The sequence below is a fragment of the Streptomyces sp. NPDC060027 genome (assembly GCF_042737005.1).
Classification (GTDB): domain Bacteria; phylum Actinomycetota; class Actinomycetes; order Streptomycetales; family Streptomycetaceae; genus Streptomyces.
Genome location: NZ_JBHWVI010000170.1, coordinates 1 through 14,636, shown reverse-complemented (window position 1 = coordinate 14,636; position 14,636 = coordinate 1). Strand labels below are relative to the sequence as shown.

Sequence of the window (14,636 nt, the reverse complement as noted above, 5' to 3'; positions counted from 1 at the left end):
GCCTGCCCGCCTGCCCGCCTGCCCGCCTGCCCGCCTGCCCGCCTGCCCGCCTGCCCGCCTGCCCGCCTGCCCGCCTGCCCGCCTGCCCGCCTGCCCGCCTGCCGAGGCATGGGCCGTGGGCACGGGTTGAGGGGCACCAGGGGGCGGGGCCGGTCGGTGCCGGGCGGTGCCGGGTCTAGTACGGAATCCGTCGCTCGTCGGCGTCCTCCAACCGTGTCGGCGGCAGGAAGTCGCGCAGGTATGTCCGGTGCCAGCACGCGCCCGTCTCCCGCAGTTCGCGCCAGGTCGTGTACCGGTAGAGGAAGAGGCGGGCGCGGACGAAGCGGGGCGGTGCGTCGGCGGGGAACGGGGAACGGCGCAGCAGCCGCAGCGTGTCCCGGTCGTTCTCCAGGAGCCGCTCCACCAGACCCGAGAACCACGCGCCGGCGTACCCGGGGGAGAGCGCCACGAACCACATCAGCCAGTCGAGCCGCAGATGGTACGGCGCGAACTGGCGCGGCCAGTACCGTGGATCGCCCGGCTTGCCCTTGAACTCGTACTCCCGCCAGTCCGCGTCCTCGCGCGGCACCTCGTCCGCCGTGCCCTCGACGACCACCTCGTGGCGCACCCGGCTGACACTGCCGAACGCCCCGTAGGTGTTGACCAGATGGAGCGGGTCGAAGGAGCGGTTCATGACCTGCCGCCGGGAGAGCAGATTGCGCGCGGGGCGGTAACTGAGGGCCAGCAGTCCCGCCGCCACGGCGAGGACGACCACCTCGTACCAGAGCGGTCCTCCGGTGGCCCGCGACGCGGTGGTGGGGAGTTCGACCACACTCAGGGCCAGCACGATCGTCGTCCAGTTCAGCCAGGCGAAGTTGCCGGACAGCACCAGCCACAGCTGGGTCAGGATCATCAGCCCGGCCGCGGCCGTCGCGATCGGCTGCGGGGTGAACAGCAGGACGGGCAGCACGAGTTGGGTGAAGTGGTTCGCGGCCACCTCGATCCGGTGGAAGGGCTTGGGCAGATGGTGGAAGAACCAGCTCAGCGGGCCCGGCATCGGCTGCGTCTCGTGGTGGTAGTCGAGGCAGGTCAGTTTCCGCCAGCAGGCGTCGCCCCGCATCTTGATCAGCCCCGCGCCGAACTCGACGCGGAACAGCACCCAGCGCATCAGGAACAGCACGACGACCGGTGGCGCCACCTCGTCGTTGCCGAGGAAGACCGCGAGGAACCCCACCTCCAGGAGCAGGGACTCCCAGCCGAACGAGTACCAGGTCTGGCCGACGTTCACGATCGACAGGTACAGGGCCCAAGGGACCAGCCACAGCAGCATCGCGCCCCAGAGCGGCACATACCCGTCGAGGCCCCCGATCAGCGCCGCCGACACGGCGCAGCCCGTCCAGGACCAGGCGGCGAAGAAGCGGTCCGAATAGCGCAGATGGAACACGCTCGGCGCGTCACGGAACGCGACCCGCCGCACGAAGCCGGGCACCGGCAGCATCCCGCGCTCCCCGATCAGCGCGCGGAACTGCAGGGCCGCGCCCAGGAACGCGACGAGGTACAACACGGCCAGCGCCCGCTGGAAGACCAGACGGCTCAGCTCGTAGTCGGGTGCGAAGAACCACTCCATGACGTGTGCTCCTCTCCCCTCCATTGTGACGCTGGGTGATCGATCTCCGCTTGCGTGCGCCAAGAGGGTGACGCAGAGAATGGTCCACGAACGGCCCGGGACGAACGGGAGAACGTGGTGCACATACCCACCAGGACCCTCGTCGCGGCCTGCGCGCTCTCGGCGGCACTCCTTGTCGCCGGCTGCGCGGGCGGCAGCGACAGGGGCGCGGAATCGAGCGGACCGACCGGCGGTGAGGTGCTCCTCCAGCCCCTTGATGCCGCGGGGCCGGACCCCTTCACGGCGTCCACCGTCACCCCCGCCGCGACCGGGCCACCCGTCACCCGAACGCCGCAGTCCCCGCCCACCGGCGCCCAGGGCGGGCGTTCGTTCTCGGGCGCCACGCCGGGCCTGTACGGCGGGACCCGGAACGCCGGCAGCTGCGACATCGACCGGCAGATCCGGCTTCTCGACGCCGACCGGGGCAAGGCCCGCGCCTTCGCCGGGGCCTCCGGCCTCTCCCCGGGGTCCGTCCCGGACTATCTGCGCGGACTGACCCCGGTCGTGCTGCGCGCCGACACCCGCGTCACGAACCACGGATTCGGCGACGGACAGGCGACCGGGTTCCAGGCCGTGCTCCAGGTCGGTACGGCCGTGCTCGTCGACAACCGGGGCGTCCCGCGGGTCCGCTGCGCCTGCGGCAACCCGCTCAACCGGCCCACCGCGCTCGACGGGGACCCGGGCACCCGGGGCAGGCCCTGGAGCGGCTACCGGCCCGCCCGGGTCGTGGTGGTGACACCGGCGCCCGTCGTGATCACCGAGATCACGATCATCGACGTCGACGACCACGCCTGGATCGAACGCCCGGTGGGCCAGGGCGGTCACCGTCACGACCATGTCGTGGCACCGCCCGACAGCGGGACCGCGCCCCCGAGGCCGTACGAGTCCACCCCGCACGCCCCCTCCTCCAGCGCCGTGCCCGGCGACGGGAGCAGGTCCCCCGACGCTTCCGCGTCCGACTGCGCCACGCCGACCGCGACGGTGACCCCGCCGCCGGGGGACCGGGAGAGCGGCCCGGGCGAGAGCGCCGGGTCCGGCACCGGGCCCACCGGCATGCCGACGGACGGGTCCGCCCTGGACGTGTCCCGGCCGGACCGTTCCCCACGCCCGGAGGACAGGCCCGCGGACTGCCCGACGGCCTCCCTCGCGCCACCGCCGACCACGGAGCCGGGGACCACCCCGGCCCCCTCGGGCGGGACCACCGCCCCGCGGACGGACACGGCCGCCCCCGACCGCTCCGCCGCCCCGGAGCCCCCGTCACCGCGGGTTCCGTCCGCCGGGCCGGGAACGCCCACCGAGGACACGGGTCCGGACACCGTCCCCGAGAGCCCCGGCGTACCCGACGGCGGCGGTCTGATCCCCGACGATCCGACCGGCCCGGACAGCGTCTTCGACGTCTCGGCCGACGTGTTCGACAGTTGAGCGGCTTCGTGCCCGGGGTGCCCGGAACCGGGCTCCCCAGGAGTCGAATAATCGGGCAAATACTGGCAAGGTGGCCCCATGGTTGATCGGGGAGCGAGCGCCCTGTCACTCCCGGACGACTGGCCCGCCCACCCGGCTCCGATCCTGGCGCTCAACCGCATGGGCAGTTTCGACTGGGACCTGGACACCGGTCTGATGCAGATGGACGCCCAGGCTCACGAGATCTTCGACGTGCGCCCGGACGAGTACGACGGTGATCCCGCCACCCTGGCCATGCGCGTCCCGCCGTCCGAGTCGCTCCGCCTCGACACGATGGTGTCCCACGCGCTCAAGGACGGCAGCGAGAACTACGGCGCCTATTTCCGCATCCGCCGCCGCGACGGTGCCCTGCGCTGGACCCACACCCAGGGCTACATCCGCCGCGACGAGACCGGCCGGCCGCGCCGGATCATCGGGATCGTCCGCGACGCCACCGAGGAGCTCGCCGAGGTCGCGGCGGGCCGTGAACAGGCCGCCCAGAACGAGGCACGGCGCCAGCAGACGAGCGTCGTCCAGCTGACCACGGCCGCGCTGGCCCACGCCGTCACCGTCCAGGACGTCATCGACGTACTCCAGGACACCCACGGCCTCACCCACCTCGGGGCGGCCAGCCTGGTCATGGGACTGGTGGAGGCCGGCCGCATCCGCATGGTCGCCACCGGCCCCGAGCACAGCTACGTCCCCGGCACCCGGGTCACGCGCCTGGACGCGCAGTACCCGATGAACGAGGTCGTACGGACCCTCGCGCCGCACTTCATCGAGTCGCCCGAGGAGTTCGCCGAGTCGTACCCGCTCCTGTGGCCGAACATCACCGGCCTGAAGATCACCTCGGCCGCCTATCTGCCGCTGATCGTGCAGGCCCGCCCCATCGGTGCCATCGGCCTGCTCTACAACGACCGGCACGGCTTCTCGGAGGAGGAGCGCAACGTCCTCGTCGCGCTCGGCAGCAGCATCGCCCAGAGCCTCCAGCGGGCCATGTTCTTCGAGCAGGAGAAGGACCTCGCCCAGGGCCTCCAGCAGGCCATGCTGCCGCGCTCCATCCCCAGCGTGGCCGGCGCCGACGTCGCCGTCCGCTACCGCTCCGCCTCCCTCGGCCGGGACATCGGAGGCGACTGGTACGACCTGATCCCGCTGCCGGGCGGCCGTGTCGGCGCCGTCATCGGCGACGTCCAGGGCCACGACACCCACGCCGCCGCGGTCATGGGCCAGTTGCGCATCGTCCTGCGCGCCTACGCCGCCGAGGGCCACACCCCGGCCACCGTGATGGCCCGTGCCTCGGTCTTCCTCCACGAGCTCGACACCGACCGCTTCGCGACCTGCCTGTACGCCGAGGTCGACCTGTCCACCGGAGTGACGCAACTGGTGCGGGCCGGCCACATCGACCCGCTGGTCCGGTACACCGACGGAAGGTGCCGCCGGCTGCCCGTGGAGGGCGGCCTGCCGCTCGGTCTGTCCGCCGAGTTCGGACGCCTCGAATACCCCGTCGCCACCATCGAACTCGACCCCGGCCAGACCCTGCTGCTGTGCACCGACGGGCTCGTCGAGGAGCCGGGTGTCGACCTCGACGACGGCATGCACATCCTCCGGGAACGCATCCGCGTCGGTCCGGCCGACGTCGGCGACCTCGCCGACGCGCTCATCGACATGGCCGAGGAGCGCGGCGGGGACGACGACGTCGCCGTGCTGCTCCTGCGCCGCCGCGGTGCGAGCGACCAGCGCTCGGGCGGACGTCTCCAGCAGCACGTGGCCCCCGGCGACCCGGAGGCGCTCGTCGAGGCCCGCCACATGATCCGGGCCGCGGTCCGGGCCTGGGGAGCCGGTGAGCGGGCCGACGAGATCGAGCTGGTCGCCGACGAACTGATCACCAACGGCCTGATGCACACCGAGGGCTCGGCCATCGTCACCCTGCGCGTCCTGACCGGATCCGACCGCAGACTGCGCGTCGAGGTCGAGGACTCCTCCAGTGCCCTGCCGCGCCGCCGCGAGGCCGGAGAGTCCGGTGTCTCCGGCCGCGGACTGCTGCTCGTCGACCGCCTCACCGACGTCTGGGGCGTCGAGGCCCGCGGCGGCGGCAAGTGTGTGTGGTGCGAGTTCATCGTCCGGGAACGGAACTGATCCCTGGCGTCGTCGGCGCCGGATGGCACTCTGGACGTATGCCGGAACTGCCCGAGGTCGAAGCGCTCAAGGACTTCCTGGCCGACCATCTCGTCGGTCGCCGGGTCGTGCGCGTGCTGCCCGTCGCCATCAGCGTCCTGAAGACGTACGACCCTCCCGTCTCCGCGCTGGAGGGGCACGAGGTCACGGCCGTACGACGGTTCGGCAAGTTCCTCGACATCGACCAGGACGGCCTGCACCTCGTCACCCATCTGGCCCGCGCGGGCTGGCTGCACTGGAAGGACACGCTTCCCGACGGCCCGCCCCGGCCCGGCAAGGGGCCGCTCGCGCTGCGCGTCGCGCTGGAGACCGGCGAGGGCTTCGACCTCACCGAGGCGGGCACCCAGAAGCGCCTCGCCGTGTACGTCGTCCGGGACCCGCAGCAGATTCCCGGCGTGGCCCGCCTCGGCCCCGACCCGCTCGCCGACGACTTCGACGAGCAGCGGTTCGCCGGGCTGCTCCAGGGGGAGCGGCGCAGGCTGAAGGGCGCGCTGCGCGACCAGAGTCTGATCGCGGGCGTCGGGAACGCGTACAGCGACGAGATCCTGCACGCCGCCAGGATGTCCCCCTTCAAGATCGCCTCCTCGCTCACCCCCGAGGAGACCCGGCGGCTGTACGAGGCGCTGCGCGGCACGCTCGCCGAGGCCGTGGAGCGCTCCCACGGGCTGGCCGCCGGGCGGTTGAAGGCCGAGAAGAAGAGCGGTCTGCGGGTGCACGGGAGAACGGGGGAGGCCTGCCCGGTGTGCGGCGACACCGTTCGCGAGGTCTCCTTCAGCGACTCCTCGTTGCAGTACTGCCCGACCTGCCAGACCGGCGGCAAGCCGCTGGCGGACCGGCGGATGTCCCGGCTGCTCAAGTAGGGGACCCACGGGCCGTCCCCGTCGAAGCCGGACCCCTCCGAAGCCGGACCCCTCCGAAGCCGGACCCCGTCGAAGCCGGACCCCTCCGAAGCCGGACCCCTCCGAAGCCGGGCCCCTCCGGAGCCGGGCCCCTCCGAAGCCGTGACAGTCCGGCGGGGGCCGCCGTCAGGTCGCCCGGGCGGTGGGGCGATCGGCGGGACGGGCGCGGCTCAGGGGGAGTTGAGGGTCACGAGGTGTTCACCCTTCGCCGTGCGCACCTCGTACCGGACGATCTCCCCGGTCCGCATCGACGAGCCGCCCTGCATCGCGATGACCTCGCCGTTGTGCGGGGGTTCCATCCAGCTCGTCACCGTCTGCTCGGAGCCGTCCTTGCCGATGGCGACGAGCTGGCACGAGCGGGGGCCTCCGGCGTCCTTGACCTCGACCCCGACCTCACTGCCCCAGACCCGGTCCTCGACCGTCACCTGGGCCCAGACCCCGGTCTCCGCGTCGGTCCTGGCGATCTTGTTCACCGGCGGGTCGGCCGCGGCGATCCGGTCCGACGAGGAGTCGTACGCGGCGACGACGGCGGGGCCGCCCGCCGCGAGGACCACGGAGGCCGCCACGGCGTACAGGAAGCGCCGGCGTCCGGTCCGGTTGCGCGAGGCCACCTCACCGAGCAGCCGGTCGAGCAGCCGCGGCCCGGGCGCGGCGAACGGGTGCACGGTGCGCGGTGTCGACCGGCGGTACAGCATCAACTGCCGCGCGGCGGGGCGGAATTCGCTGACATATTTCGTGCACCGAGGGCACTCCGCGAGGTGGTCCTCGAAGCGGAAGGCTTCCGCCTCGCCGAGCACGCCGAGCGCATAGGCGCCGACGTCGCGATGCCGTTCCAGGGACCTCATACCGAATACCGAATCCTCGTGGCGTTGGTGCGGACTGTGAGTGGTGTTGCTGTTGCCCACGGGTACGCACCAGACCGCCGAATCACTCAAGACTCGTTCGGAATCGCGGCCAAGACCTTCGGAGCACCGGCGCTCGCGGATTGGTGCGAGCTCGGGAAAACTTTCCCCGGCGCGGTCGCGACCGCCGTCAGAAGAGGTGGATGGCCAGATGCCCGAGCGGCAGCCCCAGCCGCCAGGCCGCCGTCCACACCTTCGGACCGTCGTCCTCGCCAGGCAGGGGACCACCGCCGGGCACCGCGTCCAGGTCCGGAGCGAGCAGTTCCGTCTCCTCCAGCCATCGCCAGGCCGCCGACGCCAACTCCAGGTCGGGATCGGGAGCGCCGGATCCGGCGGACTCGGCCGCGCGCAGAGCCAGATGCTCGCGCACCCACTCGTGCCAGGGCTGGTCGTACGCCGTCAGCGAAAGCCAGGTCTCCAGTTGGGTGATGACCCGGATCCCGGAGAGTTCCCCGCCGCTGTCGGACAGGAAGATGGTCAGCGCGAGGGCGTCGCGCCCGGCGCGGAACTCGAAGGATGTGGGCGGCATCAGGTCGCCCGTCCGCAGCAGCTCGTCGGCGATGTACTCGGCGTACAACCAGGCCATGGGGACGGTGAGTTCGCCCCCGCCGGTGCCGTCCGTGCTCTCTTGACCTCTGTGCAGCATCCCTTCCTGCCTTCCTCCGGTGCGTGCGCGTCGCCCGACCCCGGGCCCCAGTCCGGAAAACGGATGAGGCAAGCTGATTGCTCAACCATGGTCCTCAGCAAGGCGCTTTACGGAGGTTTGACTCAGCCTTCGGTTTCACCGCAGGTCGGCCGCGTATCCCGGAAGAACCCGGCGCAGGGCGCGCAGCGCGTAGTACGCGCGCGACTTCACGGTACCGGGCGGAATTCCGAGTGCCGCGGCGGCCTCCGCCACACTCGCCCCTTGGAAGTACACCAGCACCAGGACTTCACGATGCTCGGGAGTGAGTGTCTTCACAGCCTCCCGCACATCGAGCGTCGCCGCAGACCGTTCGGCGTGATCGGCACAGACCCGCGCGCTCTCCAGCACCGCGTCCCCGACCTCCGGCGGCCGTGCCTGGCGGGCCCGCCGCGCGTCGATGGCCAGCCGTCGGCCCACGGTCAGCAGCCAGGGACGTACGGACTCGAAGTCGTCGGCACGCAGGGCCTCGGGATGCTGCCAGGCGCGTACGAACGTCTCCTGCACCAGGTCCTCGGCGCGCTGCCGGTCGCCGTCGGACAGGCGCAGCAGCAGGGCGAAGAGGGGGCGGCCGTGCTCGCGCTGCAGCGCGGCCAGCTCGTGCTCGGCGGTCGTTCCGTGGCTGATGGTGGTGGTTCCGGCCGTCATGGCGTGTATGCCAGCGCGCCCCGCCCCGCGCGGACAGGGCGGGAACACGGTCGTGCGGTGGGCGGTCGAAGCCGTCGGTGAACGGTGCGCCGAACGGTCCCGCCGGGGTGGAGTCCCGGATTCCGTGGCGGCCGCCGCCGGACCGCGTTCGCCCCGACGGGCATGCCCGCGAGCGCCGAACGGGCTAGCGGCCGTGGTGTCTCCTTGACTGCCGGTCGCCCGTGTATGTGGATTCCCCTTGATTAGTAATCAAATATGACCGAATGGGGTCCGGCATGATCACACGCGCGCGGCAGATCAATCTGGCCCTCGCGGCCGCCCTCGTCGCGGCCGCGGCGGCCTGCCAGGCCCATGACTCGGCCGGGCACCACCGGAGCGGGCAGCCCGCCCCCGCCGCCGCCCGCGGCTTCACCCTCGTGGCTTCCGGCGACGTCCTGCCGCACACCTCGATCATCGAGCGGGCGAACTCCGACGCGGGCGGCAACGGCTACGACTTCCGACCGATGCTCGCGGGCGTCGAACCCATCGTGTCCGGCGCCGACCTGGCGATCTGTCACATGGAGACGGTGTACGGCGCCGACGGCGACTACACCGGCTATCCCACCTTCAAGTCCCCGCCCCAGGTGGCCGACGGCCTCGCCGCGACGGGCTACGACGCCTGTTCCACCGCCTCGAACCACACCCTCGACGACGGCGCCGACGGCGTCCGGCGCACCCTGGACACGCTGGACCGCGCGGGTGTGCGGCACGCCGGATCGGCGCGCACGGCGCAGGAGGCGAGCGGCGCCGGCCTGATGCGGGCGGGCGGCGCCCGGGTGGCCCATCTCGCATACACCTACGACACGAACGGCATCCCGCTCCCGCAGGGGCAGCCCTGGGCGGTCGCCCTGATCGACCCGGACCGGATCGTCGCGGACGCCCGTGCCGCCCGGAAGGCGGGCGCCGACGTGGTCGTCGTCTCGCTGCACTGGGGCACCGAATGGCAGGACGAGCCCGACGAGCAGCAACTGCGGCTGAGCAAGCTGCTGACCGCGTCCCGCACCGACGGGCGGCCCGACATCGACCTGATCCTCGGCACCCACGCCCACGTCCCGCAGGCCTACGAGAAGGTCAACGGCACCTGGGTCGTCTACGGCATGGGCGACCAGATCGCCGGCGAGATGTTCAACAGCCAGGGCGTCCAGGACCCGCGCGGCAACGAGAGCACCATCGGACGCTTCACCTTCGCCCCGCCGGCGCGGAAGGGAGCGCGCTGGGAGGTGACGAAGGCGGAGTTCGTCCCGCAGGCCTTCGACCTCGACGCCGGCCGGGTCGTCGATCTCAACGCCGCGCTGGGGCAGGGCGCCACGGTCGGAGCCGTACGCGACCGGATCCGGGACGTCGTCCTGAGCCGGGGCGCGGCCCAGTCCGGCCTCGTCATGGCCAAGTGAGTGACGCGGGGCCGCTCTACGGCACGACCGTGACCGGCCAGCGGCCCGCCTTCACCAGCCGGATCGCCACCGAACCGACGATCCGGTGCCCCGCCTGCTCGGAGGCCCCGACCACCACGGCGTCCGCCTTGAGTTCGTCCGCGGCGGTGACCAGGCCGTTGTAGGGGTCACCACGGAAGGTGTGGAACTCCCAGCGCACATCGAATATGTCCTTCACCCGCTCGGCCGCGTCGCGGATGTACCGCACCAGGTCCTCGGCGATCTCGTCGGTGGTCTCCGCCACCGGCACCCCGAGCGCCGCCCCCGCCGCCATCACCGGCTGGACGTAGACGACCGCGAGCAGCGCCCGCTGCCGCCTCGCCAGACCGCCCGCGTACGCCGCGGCGCGCAGCGAGGAGTCGGAGCCGTCCACACCGACGACGATGACTTTGGGGCCGTCCGTGCCGCGCTCGAACCGATGTGCGTGCTGCTCTTCCGTCACGGCTGTGAGGCTATCGGAACCCGCAGGTCCCACGGCCGCGGGGGAGCGGTGAGGAGTCGCTCGACGGGCGGGGCGGCGCCGCTCTTCCTACAGTCGGAACCATGAGTGCCACCGTGGCGGCCCGCCCGCCGAAGGACACCGTCGGCCCGAAACGGCCGCCCCGGAACGGGTTCCTCAGCAAGGTGCCCGAGGGCTTCGCGACCTTCTTCGGCGTGATCGGACTGCTCTGCGCCCTGCTCGCCTTCATCCCCCCGCTGCGGCGACTGCTGCGCCCGGTGGTGCGCTTCCTCGACCTGCTGATCATCCCGGTCAGCGCCAACCTGGCGTACGCCGTCTTCCTCTTCCTGCTCGCCGCCGCGACGGCCGCCCGCAAGAGGATCGCCTGGTGGCTGGTGGTCGTCTACCTCGGCCTGCTGGTCCTGGTCGACGCCCTCGGCATCGCCGCCGGCCTGTACGCCTCCTCGATCCCCTCGTTCGTCGTCTGCGGGCTCCTGCTGGCGCTGCTGATCGTGGCCCGCCGCGAGTTCTACGCCGACTCGCGGCGCGCCGCCGTAAGGCGGGCCCTCCTCGTCCTGTTCGCCGGGCTCCTGGTGGCGATCCTGGTCGGCTGGGGCCTGGTCGAGCTGTTCCCCGGCACGCTGCCGCGCGACCAGCGGCTGCTGTGGGCCGCCAACCGGGTGTGCGGCGGACTGGTCTCCGGGCAGTCGTTCGACGGCCGTCCACCGCGCTGGCTGTTCTTCGTCCTCGGCCTGTTCGGCGCCCTCGCCCTGCTCAACGCCGCCGCCACGCTCTTCCGCTCCCAGCGCCTGGTGGCCGCCCTGCACGGCGACGAGGAGACCCGTATCCGCGCGCTGCTCCAGGCGTACGGCGGCGACGACTCGCTCGGCTACTTCGCCACCCGCCGCGACAAGGCCGTCGTCTTCTCGCCCAGCGGCAAGGCCGCCGTCACCTACCGCGTCGAGGCCGGCGTGTGCCTCGCCAGCGGTGACCCGGTCGGCGACCGGGAGGCCTGGCCGCACGCGATCGGCGCCTGGCTGGACATCGCCCGCCGCTACGCCTGGGCGCCCGCCGCGATGGGCGCCTCCGAGGAGGGCGCAAAGGCCTTCGCGCGGGCCGGGCTCGGCGCCCTCCAGCTCGGCGACGAGGCGATCCTGCACGTCGCCGGCTTCGACCTCGGCGGCCGCGACATGCGGGTCACCCGGCAGGCCGTCAACCGTGTCAAACGCACCGGCGCCACCTGCCGGGTGCGCCGGCACTCCACCCTGACCGACGCCGAGATGGAGGAGATCGTCGGCCGGGCCGACGCCTGGCGCGACACCGAGACCGAACGCGGCTTCTCGATGGCCCTCGACCGGCTCGGCGACCCCGAGGACGGCGACTGCCTGCTCGTCGAGGCGATGGGGTCCGACGGCAAGCTCCTCGCGCTGCTCTCCTTCGTGCCCTGGGGCCGCGACGGGATCTCCCTGGACCTGATGCGCCGCGACCGCAGCGCGCCCAACGGCGTCATGGAGTTCATGGTCGCGGAAGTGTGCGCGGTCGCAGGAAAGTTCGGCGTCCGGCGCATCTCCCTCAACTTCGCTGTGTTCCGCTCGGTCTTCGAGGAGGGCGCCCGCATCGGCGCGGGCCCGGTGCTCAGGCTCTGGCGCCGTCTGCTGCTGTTCTTCTCCAAGTGGTGGCAGCTGGAGGCCCTGTACCGCTCCAACGCCAAGTACCACCCCGAGTGGTACCCGCGCTTCATCTGCTACGGGGAGACCGGCGCCCTCGCCCGCATCGGCATGGCGTCCGCCATCGCCGAGGGCTTCGTCTCCGTGCCCTCGCTGCGCACGCTGTGGGGCAAGGGACACCCGCGCGGCGGACCCGAGCCCGCGACGACCGAGGGACTGCCGTCGCTCGCGGCCCTCGGCCTCGACACGGGGGACGGGGCCCGGGCCGACGACCCCACCGCCGGCCTGCCCGACCAGGTCCGTGTGCGGCACCGCAAACTCGACCGGCTGCGCGCCGACGGCACCGACCCCTACCCGGTCGGTATCCCGCCGCGCACCCACGTCCTGGCCGACGTCCGCGGCGGCGAGAACGTGACCGTCGCCGGACGCGTGATGCTCGTACGCGACTTCGGCGGCATCCTCTTCGCCGTGCTGCGCGACTGGTCCGGCGATCTCCAGCTCGCCCTCACCCGCCAGGAGTCCGGCCCCGCGCTCGACCGCTTCCGGCAGGTCGTGGACATCGGCGACCACATCAGCGCCGATGGCCTCGCGGGCGCCAGCGACACGGGCGAACCCACGGTCTTCGTCACCTCCTGGCAGCTCACCGCCAAGTGCCTGCGCCCGCTGCCCGACAAGCGCAAGGGCCTCGCCGACCCCGAGGCCAAGGTCCGCCGCCGCTACCTCGACCTGGTGTCCAGCACCGGCGCCCGCGACGTCGTACGGGCCCGCTCCACGGCCGTCCAGGCGCTGCGCCAGGGCCTCCTCGAGCGGGGTTACCTGGAGGTCGAGACCCCGATGCTCCAGCAGATCCACGGCGGTGCCAACGCCCGGCCCTTCACCACCCACATCAACGCCTACGACCTGAACCTGTATCTGCGCATCGCGCCCGAGCTCTACCTCAAACGGCTGTGCGTCGGCGGTCTGGAGAAGGTCTTCGAGATGGGCCGCACCTTCCGCAACGAGGGCGTCTCCTACAAGCACAACCCCGAGTTCACGATGCTGGAGGCCTATCAGGCCTTCGCCGACTACGACGTGATGCTCGACCTTGCCCGTGAGCTGATTCAGGGCGCGGCGACCGCCGCCTTCGGCTCACCGGTCGCCCGCAAGAACGGCACGGAGTACGACATCTCCGGGGCCTGGCCCGTCAAGACGGTGTACGGCGCGATCTCCGAGGCGCTGGGGGACGCGATCGACGCCGACACCTCCCTGGAGGCGCTGCTGCGGCTGTGCGACCGTGCGGGCGTGCCGTACACGACGGACGACGGCCGCGGCGATGTCGTACTGGAGATGTACGAACGTCTGGTCGAGGAGAAGACCGAGCTGCCCACGTTCTACAAGGACTTCCCGACCGACGTCTCGCCGCTCACCCGGCAGCACCGCACCGACCCGCGGCTCGCGGAACGCTGGGACCTCGTCGCCTTCGGCACCGAACTGGGCACCGCTTACTCCGAGTTGACCGACCCGGTGGAACAGCGCCGTAGGCTCACCGCGCAGTCGCTGCTGGCCGCCGGGGGAGACCCCGAGGCGATGGAGCTCGACGAGGACTTCCTCGACGCGCTGGAGTACGCCATGCCGCCCACCGGGGGCCTCGGGATCGGCGTCGACCGGCTCGTCATGTTCCTCACCGGGCTGACGATCCGCGAGACGCTGCCGTTCCCCTTGGTGCGCCGCCGCTGAAAATGGTCCAGGCGGGTGCATTCACGAGGCCTCACCGGTGTTGCTCGGCCGCGTCACCCCTCCGCCGGGTGACTGATTAGTCATGAAAAAGGATCAGCTGATTACACGGCGCCGGGCGTTGATCGCCGGCGCCGCCGTCCTGGGGGCGGCCGGGGCGGCGGGCACAGCCCGTGTCCTGACCGCCGATCCGGCCGCGAAGCCGGCGCCGAGCCTCCCCGGTTCCGGGCCGGAGGCGTCCCGCGCCCTCAAGCCGTCGGCCTACCGCCTCCAGCCGATCGCCGGATACGGCGCGCCGCACAGCGCGCAGACACGGACCCTCGTCCGGCGCGAGCCGTTCCTGCGCATGTCCGGGCGCGGCCGCAGCATGGTGCTGACCTTCGACGACGGCCCCGACCCGCGCTACACCCCCGCCATCCTGCGCACCCTGCGCGAGTACGACGTGCACGCGATGTTCTTCGTGTGCGGGGAGATGGCCGTCGACAACAAGGACCTGTTGAGCGAGATGGCCGACGACGGACACATCGTCGGCAACCACACCTGGAGCCATCCGCTGCTGACCAAGCTCTCGCGCTCCGCGATCCGTTCCGAGATCGAGCGCACCTGCGAGGTGATCGAGGACGGCTACGGCGAGCCGCCGGCCTGGTTCCGGGCGCCCTACGGAGCCTGGAACCGGGCCACCTTCCAGATCGGCGCCGAACTCGGCATGGAGCCGCTGGGCTGGACCGTCGACACACTCGACTGGACGACGCCGGGCACCCGTTCCATCGTCGGCCGGGTGAAGAGCGAGGCCGCCCCGGGCATCGTCGTCCTCTCGCACGACGCGGGCGGCGACCGATCGCAGAGCGTACGGGCGCTGCGTGACTATCTCCCGCGTCTGCTGGACGACGGCTACCACATCATGGTGCCGCGCAGGAGATACGCCTAGAACGGCCGAATCCCCGCGCACCACGGTGC

Annotated in this window: 11 protein-coding genes; 6 read left to right on the top strand and 5 right to left on the bottom strand. The window is 72.1% G+C overall.

Going from position 1 to position 14,636, the window contains the following annotated elements; genetic code table 11:
• Positions 1-175: 175 nt before the first annotated feature.
• Positions 176-1,606: a lipase maturation factor family protein gene (locus ACFWBT_RS31515; RefSeq protein ID WP_385706391.1), complete on the bottom strand. Its 1,431-nt coding sequence runs from the start codon at positions 1,604-1,606 to the stop codon at positions 176-178.
• A gap of 117 nt (positions 1,607-1,723) precedes the next feature.
• On the opposite strand from ACFWBT_RS31515, the gene ACFWBT_RS31510 reads away from it, so the two are divergent.
• The 3 genes from ACFWBT_RS31510 to ACFWBT_RS31500 all read left to right on the top strand — a co-directional run bounded on the left by ACFWBT_RS31510 (position 1,724) and on the right by ACFWBT_RS31500 (position 6,120).
• Positions 1,724-3,067 carry a DUF6777 domain-containing protein gene (locus tag ACFWBT_RS31510; protein ID WP_385706390.1) on the top strand — a complete coding sequence of 448 codons (1,344 nt, stop codon included), beginning with the start codon at positions 1,724-1,726 and terminating at the stop codon, positions 3,065-3,067.
• Positions 3,068-3,145: 78 nt separating this feature from the next.
• On the top strand, positions 3,146-5,221 hold the full coding sequence (locus ACFWBT_RS31505; RefSeq protein ID WP_385706389.1) for a SpoIIE family protein phosphatase: 2,076 nt from the start codon (positions 3,146-3,148) through the stop codon (positions 5,219-5,221).
• A gap of 38 nt (positions 5,222-5,259) precedes the next feature.
• The gene (locus ACFWBT_RS31500) at positions 5,260-6,120 is read left to right on the top strand and encodes an Fpg/Nei family DNA glycosylase (protein ID WP_385706388.1); all 861 of its coding nucleotides are present in this window, start codon (positions 5,260-5,262) and stop codon (positions 6,118-6,120) included.
• Positions 6,121-6,329: 209 nt separating this feature from the next.
• On the opposite strand, the gene ACFWBT_RS31495 is transcribed toward ACFWBT_RS31500, so the two are convergent.
• The 3 genes from ACFWBT_RS31495 to ACFWBT_RS31485 form a co-directional block, all read right to left on the bottom strand.
• Positions 6,330-7,004 carry a zf-HC2 domain-containing protein gene (locus ACFWBT_RS31495; RefSeq protein ID WP_385706387.1) on the bottom strand — a complete coding sequence of 225 codons (675 nt, stop codon included), beginning with the start codon at positions 7,002-7,004 and terminating at the stop codon, positions 6,330-6,332.
• Positions 7,005-7,191: 187 nt separating this feature from the next.
• Positions 7,192-7,707, bottom strand: a complete 516-nt coding sequence (locus ACFWBT_RS31490) for a hypothetical protein (protein WP_385706386.1) — start codon at positions 7,705-7,707, stop codon at positions 7,192-7,194.
• A gap of 135 nt (positions 7,708-7,842) precedes the next feature.
• Positions 7,843-8,391: a sigma-70 family RNA polymerase sigma factor gene (locus ACFWBT_RS31485; RefSeq protein WP_385706385.1), complete on the bottom strand. Its 549-nt coding sequence runs from the start codon at positions 8,389-8,391 to the stop codon at positions 7,843-7,845.
• A gap of 275 nt (positions 8,392-8,666) precedes the next feature.
• Between ACFWBT_RS31485 and ACFWBT_RS31480 the strand changes: the two genes are divergently transcribed.
• Entirely contained in the window at positions 8,667-9,821 is a 1,155-nt protein-coding gene (locus ACFWBT_RS31480; RefSeq protein ID WP_385706384.1) for a CapA family protein, read from the top strand.
• Between the two features lie 16 nt (positions 9,822-9,837).
• Here the strand turns inward: ACFWBT_RS31480 and ACFWBT_RS31475 are convergent, their stop codons facing one another.
• On the bottom strand, positions 9,838-10,302 hold the full coding sequence (locus ACFWBT_RS31475; protein ID WP_266764214.1) for a universal stress protein: 465 nt from the start codon (positions 10,300-10,302) through the stop codon (positions 9,838-9,840).
• Positions 10,303-10,403: 101 nt separating this feature from the next.
• On the opposite strand from ACFWBT_RS31475, the gene lysX reads away from it, so the two are divergent.
• Positions 10,404-13,682, top strand: a complete 3,279-nt coding sequence (gene lysX, locus ACFWBT_RS31470) for a bifunctional lysylphosphatidylglycerol synthetase/lysine--tRNA ligase LysX (protein ID WP_385706383.1) — start codon at positions 10,404-10,406, stop codon at positions 13,680-13,682.
• A gap of 82 nt (positions 13,683-13,764) precedes the next feature.
• Positions 13,765-14,607 (top strand): polysaccharide deacetylase family protein, encoded by an 843-nt coding sequence (locus ACFWBT_RS31465; protein WP_385706382.1) that lies wholly within the window; start codon positions 13,765-13,767, stop codon positions 14,605-14,607.
• Positions 14,608-14,636 lie beyond the last annotated feature (29 nt).